The 18,557-nt window shown below is 34.6% G+C and carries 14 protein-coding genes; 6 read left to right on the top strand and 8 right to left on the bottom strand.

What is annotated here, in order from left to right; all coding sequences use genetic code 11:
* Positions 1-2: 2 nt before the first annotated feature.
* Genes ACHRVZ_RS09435 through ACHRVZ_RS09445 form a run of 3 tightly spaced genes read left to right on the top strand, consistent with a single transcriptional unit; the run spans position 3 to position 4,249 of the window.
* Positions 3-1,298 (top strand): HlyD family secretion protein, encoded by a 1,296-nt coding sequence (locus ACHRVZ_RS09435; RefSeq protein WP_395422090.1) that lies wholly within the window; start codon positions 3-5, stop codon positions 1,296-1,298.
* Between the two features lie 45 nt (positions 1,299-1,343).
* Positions 1,344-2,990 carry a S41 family peptidase gene (locus tag ACHRVZ_RS09440; RefSeq protein WP_395422092.1) on the top strand — a complete coding sequence of 549 codons (1,647 nt, stop codon included), beginning with the start codon at positions 1,344-1,346 and terminating at the stop codon, positions 2,988-2,990.
* Entirely contained in the window at positions 2,990-4,249 is a 1,260-nt protein-coding gene (locus tag ACHRVZ_RS09445; RefSeq protein WP_395422093.1) for a carboxypeptidase-like regulatory domain-containing protein, read from the top strand. Before ACHRVZ_RS09440 ends, ACHRVZ_RS09445 begins: the two co-directional genes overlap by 1 nt.
* Before the next feature lies 1 nt (position 4,250).
* Here ACHRVZ_RS09445 and ACHRVZ_RS09450 read toward each other — a convergent pair whose 3' ends face one another.
* The 3 genes from ACHRVZ_RS09450 to ACHRVZ_RS09460 are packed head-to-tail and all read right to left on the bottom strand — an operon-like array spanning position 4,251 to position 6,125.
* Positions 4,251-4,964 carry a tRNA1(Val) (adenine(37)-N6)-methyltransferase gene (locus ACHRVZ_RS09450; RefSeq protein ID WP_395422094.1) on the bottom strand — a complete coding sequence of 238 codons (714 nt, stop codon included), beginning with the start codon at positions 4,962-4,964 and terminating at the stop codon, positions 4,251-4,253.
* 57 nt (positions 4,965-5,021) lie between these two features.
* A complete protein-coding gene (gene rimM / locus ACHRVZ_RS09455) occupies positions 5,022-5,546 on the bottom strand; it encodes a ribosome maturation factor RimM (RefSeq protein ID WP_395422096.1) in 525 nt (174 codons plus the stop codon).
* A gap of 15 nt (positions 5,547-5,561) precedes the next feature.
* Positions 5,562-6,125 carry a 30S ribosomal protein S16 gene (locus tag ACHRVZ_RS09460; RefSeq protein WP_395422097.1) on the bottom strand — a complete coding sequence of 188 codons (564 nt, stop codon included), beginning with the start codon at positions 6,123-6,125 and terminating at the stop codon, positions 5,562-5,564.
* A gap of 197 nt (positions 6,126-6,322) precedes the next feature.
* On the opposite strand from ACHRVZ_RS09460, the gene ACHRVZ_RS09465 reads away from it, so the two are divergent.
* Together ACHRVZ_RS09465 and ACHRVZ_RS09470 are read left to right on the top strand one after the other, a co-directional pair.
* Positions 6,323-6,805, top strand: a complete 483-nt coding sequence (locus ACHRVZ_RS09465) for a DUF6252 family protein (protein WP_395422098.1) — start codon at positions 6,323-6,325, stop codon at positions 6,803-6,805.
* 134 nt (positions 6,806-6,939) lie between these two features.
* On the top strand, positions 6,940-7,299 hold the full coding sequence (locus ACHRVZ_RS09470) for an RNA-binding protein (RefSeq protein ID WP_026982652.1): 360 nt from the start codon (positions 6,940-6,942) through the stop codon (positions 7,297-7,299).
* 143 nt (positions 7,300-7,442) lie between these two features.
* On the opposite strand, the gene leuB is transcribed toward ACHRVZ_RS09470, so the two are convergent.
* The 5 genes from leuB to leuC form a co-directional block, all read right to left on the bottom strand.
* Complete coding sequence (leuB, locus tag ACHRVZ_RS09475) at positions 7,443-8,504, bottom strand: 3-isopropylmalate dehydrogenase (RefSeq protein WP_395422099.1); 1,062 nt, start codon at positions 8,502-8,504, stop codon at positions 7,443-7,445.
* Positions 8,505-8,622: 118 nt separating this feature from the next.
* Positions 8,623-10,143: an alpha-isopropylmalate synthase regulatory domain-containing protein gene (locus ACHRVZ_RS09480; RefSeq protein WP_395422101.1), complete on the bottom strand. Its 1,521-nt coding sequence runs from the start codon at positions 10,141-10,143 to the stop codon at positions 8,623-8,625.
* 42 nt (positions 10,144-10,185) lie between these two features.
* Entirely contained in the window at positions 10,186-10,974 is a 789-nt protein-coding gene (locus ACHRVZ_RS09485) for a methyltransferase domain-containing protein (RefSeq protein WP_395422102.1), read from the bottom strand.
* A 135-nt stretch (positions 10,975-11,109) separates the two neighbouring features.
* A complete protein-coding gene (gene leuD, locus ACHRVZ_RS09490; RefSeq protein WP_395422104.1) occupies positions 11,110-11,706 on the bottom strand; it encodes a 3-isopropylmalate dehydratase small subunit in 597 nt (198 codons plus the stop codon).
* Positions 11,707-11,877: 171 nt separating this feature from the next.
* Positions 11,878-13,272 (bottom strand): 3-isopropylmalate dehydratase large subunit, encoded by a 1,395-nt coding sequence (gene leuC / locus ACHRVZ_RS09495; RefSeq protein WP_395422106.1) that lies wholly within the window; start codon positions 13,270-13,272, stop codon positions 11,878-11,880.
* 666 nt (positions 13,273-13,938) lie between these two features.
* On the opposite strand from leuC, the gene dnaE reads away from it, so the two are divergent.
* A complete protein-coding gene (dnaE, locus tag ACHRVZ_RS09500) occupies positions 13,939-18,477 on the top strand; it encodes a DNA polymerase III subunit alpha (protein ID WP_395422108.1) in 4,539 nt (1,512 codons plus the stop codon).
* Positions 18,478-18,557: the final 80 nt, after the last annotated feature.

An 18,557-nucleotide genomic window follows, 5' to 3' on the forward strand; every position in this document is an offset into this window, starting at 1 on the left:
TCATGGCTGAAGATAATACTGCATTTGAACTAAGAAGTGAAGAAGTTCAGGACATTCTTACCAAAGTGCCCCACTGGATGATACGTTGGGGGACCATTTTAATATTTGTAATTATTTGTATGTTGTTTTTTGTGTCTTGGTTTATTAAATATCCGGATGTTGTAACGACCGAAATTGTGATAACAACCAATATTCCGCCAGAGAAAATAGTTTCTAAATCATCAGGCCGTATTGAAGCCATTTTGGTAAAAGATAAATCGATAGTTTCAGAAAATAGTACGCTTGCAATTATCGAAAATACAGCCAATTACAAAGATGTTTTTTTATTAAAAAAAATAGTAGACGAATATAATATCAATAATCTCAATAAAGCTTTTCCTTTTGAATTGCTAAAAAATGCACAATTAGGAGAAATTGAAAGTGCTTTTGCTGTTTTTCAAAAAGATTACCAGGCAGAGCAGTTGAATAAAAATCTGCAGCCCTTTGAGGTTGAAAACCGTGCACAGATTTCTGAAAAAGTTCAGATTAAAGAAAGGCTGGAAATTCTGCAACAGCAAAAAGTAATCAACGAAAGTGAATTACAACTTCAAAAAAATGAAATTTCTCGTTTCGAAACGTTATTCAATAAAGGAATTATTTCGGCACAGGAAATGGAAGCTAAGAAACTAAGTTATCTTCAGGCTCAAAAGAATTATAAGAGCCTCTTAACGTCTATTTCGCAGTTGAGATCCTCTTTGATTGATAATTCGAAATTGAGTCAGAATTCGCAAATAAGCGGCACGAAAGAAGAAGTTACTTTAGGGCGTAACATGGCGCAATCTTTTTATCAGTTAAAAAAAGTAATTAAAGATTGGGAGTTGGCTTATACACTAAAATCATCCGTAAGTGGTGTGGTGACTTTTTTGCAGGTTTGGACAGAAAATCAAACTATAAATATTGGTGATAATGTTTTTTCGATTATTCCGAACACTAAAAATGGTTTCGTTGGGAAAGCAAAAGCGCCAGCTTTAAATTCTGGAAAAATAAAAGTTGGGCAAGTTGTCAATATCAGATTAGCCAATTTTCCTGACAGGGAATTTGGCGTATTAAAAGGTAAAATAAAAAACATATCCCTTGTTCCGGACAAAGACGGCAATTTGTTGCTAGATGTTGCGCTTCCAAACGGGCTGCAAACTTCGTATAAAAAACAAATTGTATTTCAGCAGGAAATGAAAGGAAGTGCTGAAATTGTTACTGAAGATTTACGATTAATTGAGCGGATTTTATATCAATTTAAAAGTATTTTCGAACAAGTTTAAAATAAATCAAAACTAACCCAAATTAACCCAAATTAACCTTTACAAATGAAAAAAACTTTACTCGTCGTTCTTGTTTTGCTATTTCAATTCTCTTTTTCAAAACCAATAACCGAAGTTCAAAAGCTGAGCGCTACCTGTAAGGTTTGGGGATTTTTAAAATATTATCATCCAAATGTTGCGGATGGAAGCAAGAATTGGGACGAGCAATTGTTTCAAATTTTGCCAAAAGTTGAAGAAGCGCAAACTGCAGAAGCGTTTTCTTTAGTAATTGAAAATTGGATTACTTCATTAGGAGAATTAAAAACGTACGAGGCAGTAAATTCAAAGAAAGAGTATTTCGACAAAAATTTCGATTTGTCTTGGATCAATAAAAATGATTTATTTTCTAAAACACTTTCAAAAAAACTGAAATTTATTGAAGAAAACAGAATTCAGGGAAAACAGTATTATGTTAATTATGAACTTGGCAGTGGTGATGTTCCATTGCAATTTAAGAACGAAGTAAAATATGCAGATTTTAAATGGACAGATAAAAATCTTCGTCTTTTAGCCTTATTTAGATATTGGAATTACATCGAATATTTTTTTCCATATAAATACCAAATGGACCAAAATTGGGATAAATCATTAAATGAATTTCTTCCGCGAATCATTACGCCAGAATCAGAAAAAGATTTTGTTTTAGCAATGCGCGAAATTTCGATTAAAATAAACGATACGCATGCTTCTACTCAAATGTCTCAGCTGTTTGACTATTTTGGAGATAAATTTATTCCTGTTGATGTTAAAATTATTGATCAAAAGGCTGTTGTTATAGGTTTGAAAAATGATTCTCTGGCAAAGATTAGTGATCTTAAAATTGGAGATGTAATCACCAAAGTAGAAGGAAAAACGATTGCCCAGATTCTAAAAGAAAATTCAAAATACGTTGAAGGATCAAATGAGCCTTCCGTTTTAAAAAATGCTTATTGGACGATCTTTAATGGAAAAACACCAACTGTTGAAATTGAATTTATCAGAGATGGAAAATCCGCAATTAAAACAATAAATCGATATAAATATCAAGATTTAAAAATTCAATTTCCTGATGAGGAAAAGTGGAAAGTTCTGGATGGGAACATTGGTTATGTAAATTTTGATGCATTAGAAGGAAATGATATTCCAGCTTTAATAACGGCACTAAATAATACAAATGCTATTATTTTTGACGATAGAAAACGTCCCCATGATGTAATGTTTACGCTTTTAGAATGGCTTAATCCTGAACCAAAAGAATATGCAAAATATATTGATCCGGACATTAGTTTTCCAGGAAGATATATTTGGAGATTTGGAGTTGAAAAATGTGGTAAAGTGAATTCTGATTATTTCAAAGGAAAGGTTATTGTTTTAATTGACGAGAATGCTGTTAGTCATGCTGAACATACAGCTATGGCGCTGCAAACGGCTCCCAAAGTTACCATAATTGGAAGTCAGACCGGAGGCGCTGATGGTGCAAGTTATAGATTTGGCATTATAAAAGGATTTTCTTCGTCGTTTACTTGTTACGGCGTTTTTTATCCAAACAAAAAAGAAATTCAACGTATTGGGATCGTTCCGGATATTGAAGTAAAACCAACTATTTTAGGTATTCAGCAAGGAAAAGATGAGATTTTAGATCGTGCGATTCTTTTTGCTAAAAATGGAAAATAATGAATTCTGACATAATAATTAAACAATTGATTGTAGCAATATTTCTATTGTTACAATCTGTTTTGTATTCTCAAAAATCGAAAAATTCATACGATTCGTTTAGTGTTTTCGGAACTGTTAAAGATTCAGAATCAGATGCGACAATTGTAAATGCTGATCTTTATCTTCTTAATTGTAACAAAAGTGTGGTTTCAAATTCAGAAGGAAGTTTTCAATTCAATATTTCTAAAGGGAGCTTTAATGATCAATTGATTGTTTCAGCTTTAGGGTATTTTTCAGATACAATTGCTGTTTCTAAGCTTGAAAAGCTGCGAAGTGAATCACTGGATATTAAATTAAAGAAAGAAACGAATGCTGAGATTTCATTAAAAGAAACGGTTGTTACTTCTTCTAAAAAGAAATCTAAAACTTTATCTGCTATAGCGATTTTAAAAAAAGCAAAAGAGAATATTGAGAGTAACTACTATCAAAAACCATTCAATCAGAAATTCTTTTTTAGAGCTCAAACCAATAAAGACAGTATTTTTATAATAAACGAAGAAGCTTCAATTAATACTTACAGTCCAAATGGAATAAAAGTTTCGGATGATGCGGTTGCCAATTATTTTGGAGAAGTATTGCAATTACGAAAAAAAGTGAGTCCAGAGACAATTGAAAATTGGAAAGGAATAGGATATTTTGGAGTGGTTATTTTTAGAAATATAATGCTAAGCAATCAGAATTTGCTTTACGAAACAAAAGACTTTGAATTAAAGAAAGAAGGAACGACAACATACGGAGGTAAAAATGTGTATGTAATAAGTTTTACAAATCTGAATCCAACTATTTTTTCTACCGGTTTTGGAAATCCTGCGCCCAAATCGGCAATAGGTTTTATCTACATCGAGACAGATTCTTTTGCAATTGTGAAATTTGAGCAGTACGTAGTTTTAAAGAGAGACAGATCGAACGATAATGACGATATTGTAGTAGAGTCATCATTGAAGATTACTCAAACCTATAAAAATGTTAATGGACGCTATTTTATTAACTATTGTAATGAAAAGGTAGAAAGCAGTTACTTTTCGTTGGGGAATAAAGAGCAAATTAGTATCGTAAATTCTAATTACGATTTAATGTCTGAAGATATTATTACAGAAAATGTATCAGTTGTAAAACGTCCGATTGATCGTTTAAAACTAGATATAAAAGTTGTTGAAGATTTGGAATATTGGAAAAACAATAACTTTATTATTGAGAATAAAAAAATGGAGTTTTGAATTACATCTTTAAATAAAAATCTTTTGTCAGCTCAATATATTCAGGAGTATAAATATGTCTGTCGATTTCGATTGTCAATTCATCTATTTCAATTTCAGAAATTTCATTTCGGCTAAAAGCCAATAAGCTGCGTTTGATTTCAGATTTTGGAGTTCCTTTTACGCGCGTAATTTTTATCGGATATAATTCTGATTCTTTGGCTAAAGCGATAAATTTTTCTTCTTCCTTGAATGGTAAAATTAAAGCAAATATTCCATTTTCAGAGAGTAATAAATCGGCAGCTTCAACTAATTCTTCAAAAGGCATTGCGTCTTGAAAACGGGCCAGATCACGCTGTTCGTTTTCGGTTTTGTAATCTTCAGCATAAAAAGGCGGATTTGAAACAATCAAATCGTATTCGTCTTCCGGTTCATCTATAAATTCATCCAAACCTGCATGAAAACAAAATAAACGGTCTCCCCAAGGAGAGTTTTCAAAATTTCCAACCGCTTGTTCGTAAGCGTCTTCGTCAATTTCTAGAGCATCAATTTGTTCTGCGTGAGTTCGCTGCGCAAGCATCAAAGCAATAATTCCGGTTCCTGCACCAATATCTAAAACACTATGCGTATTATGATTTACCGGAGCCCAAGCGCCAAGTAAAACACCGTCAGTACCAACTTTCATAGCGGTTTTGTCTTGTTGAACAGAGAATTGCTTGAAAGTGAATTTAGACATTGCTGAAAAATTAAAAATTTAAGAATCAGAATAACTGAAAACTGTAACTGAATACTTTTACAAGTACATCTCTACTAACCCTTCCGGCAGATTCATGATCACTTTTTTGTTCTCGCGGTCAATTTTCACTAGAAAATGGTCGATCATCGGAATTAACATTTCGACTTCGCCATTCAAAACTTCAAAAAGTGGTTGTGCAGTACTATCGTTAACGGCAGCAATTTTACCGAAAACACCTAAGCGTTGGTCTTCGATTTCGAAACCGATAACTTCATGGAAGTAAAATTTGTTGCCAGAAAGTTTTGGCAACATACTTAAAGGAAGATAGATTGCATTACCCATAATGGCATCAGCATCTTCTTCAGTATTCATGTCTTCAAAACGAATTCTAAGAAAATCGTTTTTGTGTAAAGAGCTTTTCTCAATAAAAAAAGGAACCAAGTGTTTGTTGCATTCAACAAACACTGATTCCAAATTTTCGTATAACTCAGGTTCGTCCGTGTCTAGATAAGCCAGGACTTCACCTTTGAAACTAAATTTTTTAGCGATTTTACCTAAATAAAAACATTCTTCTTTACGCATTCTCGCTAAATATAATTATGCTTCAGTTGTTTCGTTATTTTCTTCAGCAGCAGGAGCTTCTTCAGTAGATTCTTCTACTTCAGCAACTTCTTCAACTGCAGGAGTTGCAGCAGCGATAGCGTCAGCTTCAGCTTGAGCTGCAGCAGCTAAACGTTTAGCATTAACTTCTTGTTCTGCTTTAAAAGCTTTAGCTTTAGCATCAGCTTGCGCTTTTGTTAAACCGTCTTTTTTAGCATCAACTTTTCCAGCTTTAGCCTCTAACCAAGCAGCTAATTTAGCATCAGCTTGTTCTTGAGTTAAAGCTCCTTTACGGATACCTCCATCAAGGTGGTGTTTCAATAAAGCACCTTTGTAAGAAAGGATTGCTCTAGCTGTGTCGGTAGGTTGAGCACCATTGTGCAACCATTTTACAGCGCTATCAAGGTTTAATTCGATAGTTGCAGGGTTTGTGTTTGGATTGTAAGTACCGATTTTCTCTAAGTATTTACCATCTCTTTTTGAGCGTGCATCTGCAGCTACAACCCAGTAAAAAGGTTTTTGTTTTTTACCGTGTCTTTGTAATCTAATTTTTACTGACATAATCGTATGATTAAATTTTGAGGTACTCGACCTCTGTTAATTAAGGGCGCAAAGATATAATTTTTTTATGAATAATACGATTCATAAGGGATTAAAAATATTTCAGAAGAATTTGTATCTTCTTTTTAATGCTTTTTGACTTTTATGTTTTAGATATTTATACTAAATGTGGTACTTTTACGGCAAATCCCCTAGAAATGAAAAAAATCTTTCAATTAGTATTACTTCTTATTGTTGTTTCGTCTTGCACTGAGGATGTTAAATTTAATAATCCTGCATTTCAAGCCTTAAAAGATAATGTTTTTTGGAGAGCTACATCTTTTAAAGCTTATACAAATTCAAACGGAAGTCTCGCTATAGAAGGAGATTTAGGGTTTGAAAAAGTTACTTTAAGAACTCCGTCTTCTGTAGCACAAATTTATATTCTTGGAATCGATGATAATTCAACGGTTTCATATTCAAATACGCTTCCGTCACAAGTGGAGGATTTTTATACAGGTACTAATGTTGGCAGCGGTCAAATTGAAATTACGGAACTGAATCTCGAAAATATGACGATTTCAGGAACTTTCAGGTTTAGTGCAATGAATGAAGACGAAACGAATACAGACAAACCAAAGGTGAACTTTAAAGAGGGAGTTTTTTATAAAATTCCGATTGTATTAACAAATAACTTTTAGAATTTTGATTTAGAACCATTTGGTTTTATTGATTTGTTCTTTTTTAAATCAAAATAAAAACATAAATAAACTAATATATAGTAGATTACAGAAAAATAAGACTACATTTGCTACATTATTATAAATAAGTACATATGAACATTTTTGTTGGAAGCCTTCCATTCAGTATTGAGGAAGCAGATTTAAGAGAGTCTTTCGAGGCTTACGGAGCAGTAGATTCAGTTAAAATCATTACTGATAAATTTACAGGAAGAAGCAAAGGTTTTGGTTTCGTAGAGATGCCAAACGATGCAGAAGCTCAAAAAGCAATTGATGAATTGAACGGAGCTACTGTTCAAGGTCGTGCAATTGTAGTTAATAAATCTGAACCGAAACCTGAAGGTGAAAGAAGAAGCTTCAACAATAACAGCCGTGGTGGAGATTCACGCGGAGGTTATGGTGGAGGAAACAGCCGTGGTGGAAATGACCGTGGTGGTAACAGAGGAGGATATTAATATTTTTTTCTAAATATATAAAAGGGATCAATTTACATTGATCCCTTTTTTTTGTTTAAAATTGTTTCAAGTTTCAAGTTTATTTTGTTTCACGTTCCAACAAACCTTAAACTTGAAACAAAATAAACCTGAAACAAATAAAACTATAGGTTTGCTACAAGCCAGTCTCCAACTTCACTGGTTTTGTATGCTTTTGTTTCTTTTGCAGCTAAATCTTCAGTAACAATTCCTTGTTCTAATGATTTGTTTACAACAGCTCTAATCGCTTCGGCTTCGGCTTTTAGTCCAAATGCATCTTCGAACATCATTGCTGCAGATAAAATAGTAGCTAATGGATTAGCGATATTTAATCCAGTTGCCTGTGGATAAGATCCGTGAATTGGTTCGTATAATGAAGTGTGCTCTCCAACAGAAGCAGAAGGCATTAATCCCATTGAACCTGAAATTACAGAAGCTTCATCAGTTAAAATATCTCCAAATAAATTTTCAGTAATTAATACATCATAAGAGTTTGGCCATTGAACCAAACGCATTGCAACTGCATCAACAAATTCATAAGAAACAGTAACTTCTGGATAATCTTTTTCCATTGCCTGAACTGTTTCTCTCCATAAACGTGAAGTTTCCAAAACGTTTGCTTTGTCAACACAACATAATTTCTTGCTGCGTGTCATGGCTAATTCGAAACCTTTTTTAGCTAAACGCTGAACTTCAGCTCTTGTGTAAACGCAATTATCGAAAGCAGTTTCTCCGCCGTCTCTTCTTCCTTTTTCTCCAAAGTAAATTCCGCCAGTTAATTCTCTTAGGAAAACTAAATCTGTTCCTTCGATTCTTTCTCTTTTTAAAGGAGAATTATCGATTAAAGAAGGAAAAGTAAAAGTTGGACGTACGTTAGCAAACAATCCTAATTTTTTACGCATCAATAATAATCCTTGCTCCGGGCGAACTGGCGCACTTGGATCGTTATCATATTTTGGGTGTCCAATTGCTCCAAATAAAACAGCGTCAGCTTTCATACAAACTTCGTGTGTTTCATCAGGATAAGGAACTCCAACTGCGTCAATTGCACAGGCTCCGGTAAGAGCCGGTGTCCAGGTTATTTCGTGATTGAATTTTTTTGCAATAGCATCAGATACTTTTACTGCTTCATTTATTACTTCTGGTCCGATTCCGTCTCCGGCTAAAAGGGCTATGTTAAATTTCATTTTTTAAGTATTTATTATTTTAAGGTTCATAGTGGCAAAGGTTCAAAGGTTTAAAGGTTTCAAATGGCAAAGATTAAAAACCTTTGTTGCTCTGTGACTTTGAACCTTTGTACCTCTATTAAGCAATTACATTCAGCATCTTTTGAGTTGCGATAATTGCTGCAACCGTTTGATCTGAATCTAATCCTCTTGTTTTAAATTCTTTTCCGTTGTTTACCCAGGTAATGATCGTTTCGCACAAGGCGTCAGAACTACTTCCCGGAGGAATTCTTACTGCGTAATCAATCAATTTTGGAAGCGTTAATTTCTTGCTTTTATAAATTTTAGATAAAGCATTCATAAAAGCGTCAAACTGACCGTCGCCCTGAGCATTTTCTTCGATGATTTCACCATCAATTTTTAAAAGCAAAGTGGTTGACGGACGCATTCCTTTTGAATGCATTAATACATAAGATTCTATTGTGATTTTTTCTTCGTAAGTATGACTGTCCAGAACATCTGAAATAATGTACGGAAGATCTTCCTTAGTAACAGTTTCTTTTTTATCACCCAATTCAATGATTCTCTGCGTAACCAATTTCAAATCTTCCTGATTTAATTTCAAACCCAATTCCTGAAGATTTTTTTCGATATTGGCTTTTCCGGAAGTTTTTCCTAAAGCATATTTTCGTTTTCTTCCGAAACGTTCCGGAAGCAAATCGTTAAAATATAGATTGTTTTTATTGTCACCGTCAGCGTGGATTCCGGCAGTTTGGGTAAATACATTGTCACCAACAATTGGTTTGTTGGCAGGAATTCTATATCCTGTAAAAGTCTCCACTAATTTACTTACAGTGTATAAGGAGGTTTCTTTTATGTTGATGCTAACTTCTGGAAGATAATCATTTATAACGGCAACGGTACTTTCAAGAGGTGCATTTCCGGCGCGTTCCCCCATTCCGTTTACGGTAACATGAAGTCCGTTTATGCCTGCTTTTACAGCTTCCATGACATTGGCAACGCTTAAATCGTAATCGTTATGAGCATGGAAATCAAAATGAATCTGCGGATATTTTATTCTTATTTTAGAAATAAATTCGAAAGCTTGCGATGGAATTAAAACCCCTAATGTATCAGGAAGTAAAATTCTTTTTACGGGTTGAGTGGCTAAGAAATCTAAGAATTGAAAAACATATTCAGGAGAATTTCGCATTCCGTTGCTCCAATCTTCTAAGTAAACATTGGTTTCGATATTATTTTCTTTCGCTAAAGAAATGATTTTTGCAATTTCAGAAAAGTGTTGTTCTGGAGTTTTTTTTAATTGATGCGTCAGGTGATTCATTGATCCTTTGGTCAATAAATTCTGTACTTTGGCGCCTGCTTTTTTCATCCATTCAATTGAAATCCCTCCGTCTACAAACGAAAGTACTTCAATTCTATTAATGTATCCTTTTTCTTCGGCCCAGGAAGTGATGCCTTTTACGGCTTGAAATTCTCCTTCGCTCACGCGTGCCGAAGCAATTTCGATTCTATCAATATTTAATTCCTCTAACAATAATTGTGCAATGGTTAGTTTTTCTGCAGCAGAAAAAGATACTCCGGAGGTTTGTTCACCATCACGAAGTGTCGTATCCATTATTTCAATTTTTCTTTTTTCCATATTGATTTTCTATATTTCTTTAAAAATGAATTATAGTTGTTTTTATATTTTTCCCCTTACTTCGTTTAGTTTCATAGTCATTGAAAGGGCTGAATTTTCTATCCAATTATTGTATTCTTCGATTGCCTTTAATCTTAATTTGTCTTCTAAATAACCTTCATCAACCATTTGACTGGAGCCGGCAACTTTAGACCAAATCCCTATTTTTGATTTAGAATCAGGATCTTCCTGGTTGTATATTTCGTCTGAATTTATCTTTTCAATAGAGTGAAAACCTGCATCAATTAATAATTGAGGTAAATCTTCGGCAATTTTGTTATTCATTCCTGCATCCGATCGCCATTTCAAAAAAGTTTTATAGAACTCTTGCATGCTTTCCGGAGGTAACGGATTCCAAATTAAATTGGTATGATCATAATCCAGAATTGATATTTGACCGTTTGGCTTTAATAATGATTTCATTTTAATTAAAGCTTCTTTCGGATTGCTAAGCCATTGTAATGTTCTGGCAGAAACAATTAAATCAAATTTTAAATCAGGATTGTATTCAAATAAATCAACAGCAATTAATTCTAAATTAGAAATAGATTGATAAGATTCCTGACCGCTTTTTATAAAATTCTCTGTATTGTCAATTCCAATAACTTTTCCATTAGCACCAATGCTATTTGCAATGTCTTTTGAAATAGAGCCCGTTCCGCAACCAATATCTAAAATGGTCATTCCGGGTTTTAAAATCTGAATCAGATTTTTATAATCTTTGGCTAAACTTCTATTGTCGAATGTTTTTGCTGCATTTTCGTCTCTTTCAATATATTTATTGGCTTTCATTTACAAATAGGATTGTTTTAAAACTTATTTCTTTGACGGACTATTTTCTGAAGCATTGCTTCGATCAATTTAATTTAGAAAAACCCGACAGATTTCAAAAACCTGTCGGGTCTATATAGATTGAACAAGATTTTTTTAATAAGGAAGCTTATCGGCGAAAGTCACAATATCTTCTTTAATATTTTGTAAATAATCAATGTCATCAAATCCATTGATCATATTGTTCTTTTTGTATCCGTTAATAGCAAAAGACTCTTGCTGACCAGTTGATAATAAAGTAATGGTTTGGTTTGGTAAGTTGATTTCTAATTCAGTTTTAGGATCAGCTTCGATTGCTTTGAAAATAGTTTCGGCAAATTCCGGGCTAATTTGAACTGGTAAAACACCAATATTCAAACAGTTTCCTTTGAAGATATCTGCGAAGAAACTTGAAACTACAGCTCTAAATCCGTAATCATAAACTGCCCACGCTGCGTGCTCTCTTGAAGATCCTGAACCGAAGTTTTTTCCTCCAACCAAGATTTTTCCGCTATAAGTTGAGTCGTTTAAAACGAAATCAGCTTTTGGAGAATCGTCTCCGTTATATCGCCAGTCTCTAAAAAGATTGTCTCCAAAACCTTCACGTTTTGTAGCTTTTAAGAAACGAGCCGGTATAATTTGATCAGTATCTACGTTCTCAATTGGCAGTGGCACTGCACTGCTGGTAAGTATATTAAATTTATCGTATGCCATTTTTTGTTTTTGCTTTAGGCTGTTTTTTTGCTTTAGGCTATAAGCTATAGGCTTTAAGCTTTTTGCACAGCGTTTATTGTTTATTTGCTTTAGGCTGTAAGCTGTACGCTATAAGCCTTTTTTCAGAATCGGTTAAAGCTTAAAGCCTATAGCTTACAGCTTATAGCGGAATTAAAATAATTCCCTCGGGTCTGTTAGTTTTCCTGTAACAGCAGCAGCAGCAGCCATAATCGGGCTCGCTAATAATGTTCTTGAACCAGGACCTTGACGACCTTCAAAGTTTCTGTTTGAAGTACTTACTGCATATTTTCCTGCAGGAACTTTGTCATCGTTCATTGCTAAACACGCTGAACATCCAGGTTGACGTAATACAAAACCAGCTTCAGTAAGAATATCTAAAATGCCTTCTTCTTTAATTTGAGCTTCAACAACGTGAGAACCCGGAACTAACCAAGCGGTAACATTATCTGCTTTTTTTCTTCCTTTTACAATTTCGGCGAAAGCCCTAAAATCTTCAATACGTCCGTTTGTACAACTTCCTAAGAAAACATAATCAATTGGTTTTCCAATCATAACGTCATCTTCCTGGAAGCCCATATAAGCTAACGATTTTTTGTAAGTTTCCTCTCCGCCTTCAACTTGATTAGCGTTCGGAATATGTTTTGAGATACCAATTCCCATTCCAGGGTTAGTACCATAAGTAATCATTGGTTCAATATCTGAAGCATTGATGTTTAATTCAGCATCAAAAATTGCATCAGCATCTGTTTTTAAAGTTTTCCAGTAAGCAACTGCATTGTCCCAAGTTTCACCTTTAGGAGCAAATAATCTTCCTTCAAGGAAATCAAAAGTTTTTTGGTCAGGAGCGATCATTCCACCACGAGCACCCATTTCGATACTTAAGTTACAAACAGTCATACGGCCTTCCATAGTCATGTTTTCGAAAACATCACCGGCATATTCAACAAAATATCCAGTTCCTCCAGAAGTAGTCAATTGTGCAATAATATAAAGAGCAACATCTTTTGGACCAACCCCCTTGCTTAATTCACCATTTACGTTGATACGCATTTTCTTTGGTTTTGGCTGCATAATACATTGTGTAGAAAGCACCATTTCAACCTCAGAAGTTCCGATACCAAAAGCAATAGCTCCAAAAGCACCGTGAGTAGACGTGTGAGAATCTCCACAAACAATAGTAGCACCTGGCAAAGTAATTCCGTTTTCAGGACCAACTACGTGTACAATTCCATTTTTAATGTGACCTAATCCCCAGTGAGAAATTCCGTATTCGGCAGCATTATCTTCAAGCGCTTTAAGCTGATTTGCAGATAGTGCATCTTCAACTGGTAAATGTTGGTTTATGGTTGGTGTATTGTGATCTGCAGTTGCAAAAGTACGTTCCGGGTATAAAACCTTAACGCCTCTGGCTTTTAATCCTAGAAAAGCAACAGGACTCGTAACTTCATGAATGAAATGGCGGTCAATAAAAAACACATCTGGTCCATCTTCAATTTTACGCACTACATGTGAATCCCATACTTTGTCAAATAATGTCTTACTCATTTTTTATTTTTTTTAATTGTAATTCTATAACCACAGCAATTCCTGCTTATTATAATAGGAAAACAAAATTAGAAAAAGATATAAGGTCGTCAATTTCAATATTTCATTATATACGATACCCAAACTAAAATACAAATTGCGATTGGCTTTTTTGCAATCAAATTTGATTGTAGAATGAATATAAATTGATTTTGCTTTTCTTTTTTAGGTTAATTTTATTTGCTGATTTTAATTTTTAATAGTTGGCAAATTTATCTCAAAATCACTATAGAATACGGGTTTTAATTCAAAAAAATCTAACAAATTGGATAAAAAACGTAATAATTCTTATTTTTAAAATCTTTTTAGAAATATTTAAAACCATCATCTGTTGCTTTTATTGATGTATAGCAAATCAATTTTCAGATGATTTTTTCTCTACTTTTTTTGATCCAAATACTACGACATCCAAGAAATGTATTTTTATGAAATTTTATGTATTTTAAGAGAAAATTTGATTAGTTGATAAGAATCATTTTTTAAAGATTTAACCGTTTTCTATCTCCAAAAAAAGCGTAAATTTGAACTTCTTCCATATTTTATTTATCGTTTTTTAGAGTTCATATAATCAGGGATTTACAATGATAAGAATTGGAATTTGGAATTTAATTTTTGCTATTTAAACCTATGTATTTAATATTCGATACTGAAACTACTGGATTACCAAAACGTTGGGACGCTCCAATAACCGATTCTGATAACTGGCCTCGCTGTATTCAGATCGCATGGCAATTGCATGACGAAATGGGAACGCTTGTTGAACATCAGGATTATTTGGTGAAACCTGACGGATTTAATATTCCTTATGATGCGGAACGTATTCACGGAATTTCGACCGAATTGGCTGAAGCCGATGGAATTTCACTTGCTGAAGTTTTAGAAAAATTCAATATCGCTTTGAGCAAAACCAAATTTATTGTTGGTCAGAATTTAGGTTTCGACGTTAACATTATGGGAGCCGAATTCCATAGAATGGGCGTTGATTCTCCAATGGCTTCAATGCCGGTTTTGGACACTTGTACTGAAGTTACGGCTTCGTTATTACAACTTCCCGGAGGTCGTGGTGGTAGGTTTAAATTGCCAACCTTAACAGAGTTACATAGTTATCTTTTTAATAAACCTTTCGCAGAAGCGCACAACGCAACTGCCGATGTTGAGGCAACTACGCGTTGTTTCTTAGAATTAATTAGAAGAGAAGTTTTTACTAAAGAAGAATTGGATGTTCCTAAAGAATATTTCAAGGAATTTCAAGATAGAAATCCTCAGGAATTTCCTTTAATTGGTTTAAAACATATCAATTTAAAAGCGGCATCTGATAAAATCAGAGAGCAATTAAAAGCTTTAGAATCTGTTGGTAAAGAACCTTCAGTTTCGCATTCTGACAGAGAAGATTTTAAAGCTGCAAAATATGCGCATTTACACAATCATACGCAGTTTTCGGTTTTACAATCGACTATAGGTATCGGAAATATTGTCGCGGCTACAGCCAAAAATGGAATGCCGGCCGTTGCCATGACAGATACCGGAAACATGATGGGGGCTTTTCACTTTGTGAGCGCCGTTATGAATCACAATAAAGCCGCTTCCGGAAAAAATAAAGCATTGGTTGAAGCTGGTGAAGAACCAACAGAAACGGAGATGAAACCTATTGTGGGTTGCGAATTTAATGTTTGCGACAACCACTTGGATAAAAGCAAAAAAGACAACGGAAATCAGGTTGTATTACTTGCCAAGAATAAAAATGGTTACCACAATTTGGCTAAAATGTCATCCATCGCTTTTACGAATGGATTTTATTATGTTCCGAGAATTGATCGTAAGATTATCGAACAATATAAGGAAGATATTATGGTTTTGTCCGGGAATTTATACGGAGAGATTCCGAGTAAAATTCTGAACATTGGTGAAAACCAAGCCGAAGAAGCCTTGATTTGGTGGAAAGAACAATTTGGCGATGACTTTTATCTCGAGATTATGCGACATAATCAGGAAGATGAAAATCGTGTTAACAAAACCCTGATTGAGTTTTCTCAAAAGCATAATGTCAAATTAATTGCGACAAACAATACCTATTATTTAAATAAAGAAGATGCTAATGCACACGACATTTTATTGTGTGTAAAAGATGGTGAAAAACAAGCTACGCCAATTGGTCGTGGTCGAGGATATCGTTACGGATTACCCAATCAGGAATACTATTATAAGTCAGGAGAAGAGATGAAAAAACTCTTTGCTGATTTACCTGATTCGATTATCAATATTCAGGAAATAGTAGATAAGGTCGAAATTTATTCACTTTATCGTGATGTATTACTTCCTAAATTTGATATTCCCGAAGAGTTTGTAGTTGTTGAAGATGAAGCTGATGGCGGAGTTAGAGGAGAAAATAAATATTTGCGTCACCTTACAATGGTGGGTGCAAAAAAGCGATATGGAGAGATTACAGAATCGATTCAGGAACGTTTGGATTTTGAGTTATTGACGATTTCGAATTCCGGATATCCAGGGTATTTCCTGATTGTTCAGGATTTCATCGCCGAAGCTCGAAATATGGACGTTTCCGTAGGTCCCGGTCGTGGATCTGCGGCGGGTTCTGCGGTGGCATATTGTTTAGGTATTACCAATATTGACCCGATTAAGTACGATTTGCTTTTTGAGCGTTTCCTGAATCCTGACCGTGTATCCATGCCCGATATTGATATCGACTTTGATGATGAGGGTCGTGGTCGTGTAATGGAATACGTAATCAATAAATACGGTCAGAATCAGGTAGCACAAATTATCACATACGGTAAAATGGCAACCAAATCAGCGATTCGTGATACGGCTCGTGTACTGGATTTGCCATTGTTTGAAGCCGATAGAATTGCAAAACTGATTCCGGCAATGATGCCGTCAAAATGGAATTTGGCGCGTTTTATTTCTGAAAGCGAAGAGGAAGTTAAAAAAGCACTTCGATCTGATGAATATGATAATGTAAAAGAATTAATCGCCATTGCCAATGAAGATGATTTGGCAGGAGAAACAATTCAACAGGCAAAAATCCTTGAAGGATCGATGCGAAATACCGGAATTCACGCCTGTGGTGTAATCATTACGCCATCGGATATTACGAATTTCGTTCCCGTTACCACCGCCAAAGATTCGGATTTATATGTAACGCAGTTTGATAACTCAGTTGCAGAAAGTGCAGGATTGCTGAAGATGGACTTCTTGGGTCTGAAGACCCTTACCTTGATTAAAGATACCGTTAAACTGGTAAAATATAGAAACGGAATTGATTTGGATCCGGACACTTTTCCGATTGATGATGTTGAAACTTATGCACTTTTCCAGAGAGGAGAAACGGTTGGAATCTTTCAGTACGAGTCACCCGGAATGCAGAAATACATGAAGGATCTGAAACCAACGGTTTTTGGAGATTTAATTGCCATGAACGCCTTATATCGTCCGGGACCTTTGGAGTATATTCCGTCTTTCGTTCGAAGAAAAAATGGTGAAGAGGAAATCAAATACGATTTAGATGCCTGTGAGGAATATTTGGGAGAGACTTACGGAATTACCGTTTACCAAGAGCAGGTAATGCTTTTGTCGCAATCGCTGGCTGACTTTACAAAAGGTGAGGCCGACGTTTTACGTAAGGCGATGGGTAAGAAACAAAAAGATGTACTGGATAAAATGAAACCGAAGTTCGTAGAACAAGCGGCAAAAAAAGGTCATGACGCAAAGGTTCTGGAGAAAATCTGGAAAGACTGGGAAGCATTTGCGAGTTATGCCTTTAATAAATCGCACTCGACTTGTTATGCTTGGATTGCTTATCAAACAGCCTACTTAAAAGCACATTATCCTGCGGAATATATGGCAGCGGTTCTTTCGAATAATATGAATGATATTAAACAGGTATCATTTTTTATGGAAGAATGCAAACGAATGGGATTACAGGTTTTAGGACCAGATGTAAATGAGTCATTCTATAAGTTTACTGTAAATGATGAATATGCTGTACGTTTTGGAATGGGAGCTATCAAAGGAGTTGGTTCCGGAGCTGTAGCAACCATTGTAGAAAGTAGAAAAGACGGTAAGTATAAATCGATTTTTGATTTGGCGAAGCGAATAGATTTGCGTGCTGCTAATAAAAAAGCGATCGAAAATCTAGCTTTGGCCGGTGGTTTTGATTCGTTTGAAGGAACGACAAGAGCCCAATATTTTCATGATGATGGAGACGGAATTACGTTTTACGAAAAAGCAATTCGTTACGGATCTAAGTTTCAGGAAAATGAAAACTCATCGCAGGTGAGTTTGTTTGGAGAAGCAAGTGAAGTTCAGATTGATGAGCCTGTTGTGCCTCCGTGTGAAGATTGGAGCACAATGGAGAAGTTGGCCAAAGAAAAAGAGGTGGTTGGAATTTATATTTCCGGACATCCTCTCGACGATTTTAGATTTGAAATGAAATACTTCTGTAATTCCCGATTAGAATCACTTAAGAGTATGAATGAATTCGTGGGTAAAAATTTAAATTTTGCCGGAATCATTAATAACGTACAACATCGTGTGGCGAAAAATGGAAAAGGTTGGGCTGTATTTAATTTAGAAGGTTATGATGAAAGTTATGAGTTTAAGATTTTTGGCGAAGAATACTTAAAATTCCGCCATTTCCTGATTCAAAATAATTTTGCTTTCATAAAAATATTAATAAAAGACGGTTGGGTAAATCATGATACCGGTAAAAAATCTGATCCAAGAATGCAGTTTGTTGAGATCCGACAATTGCAGGATATTTTGGAAGCTTTTGCTAAAAAACTGATTTTATTATTGAATATTAAAGATTTACAAGAAGAATTTATTCATAAGTTAAGTCATTTATTCAGTGAGAATAAAGGAGATAATTCTGTGACTTTTGAAATTATGGAGTTGGAAAAAATAAAGCGTTTGGTTGAGGTAGAAACTCCTACTGATTTTGAAGAAACTGAAGATGCTGTTTTTGTAGACGAGAATGAAGATGCAGAAGGATCAATCGAAGAAACAAAAATTCAAGAAGTAAATGAAGTTGAAGAAATAAAAGTAGTGACCAAATTATCGATGCCAAGTCGTAGGTTGAAAATTAAAATTTCAACGGAGTTATTGATAGAATTAGAGAAAATGCAGGTGAATTTTAAGCTGAACTAAATTTTAACAGTTAAAATTTAGAATTATGCATTTTTTTTAAGTTAAAAATATGCATGCATAATAGTTTTTTAGTAATATTG

The sequence above is a fragment of the Flavobacterium sp. FlaQc-57 genome, from assembly GCF_044007395.1.
In the GTDB taxonomy this organism is placed as follows: Bacteria; Bacteroidota; Bacteroidia; order Flavobacteriales; family Flavobacteriaceae; genus Flavobacterium.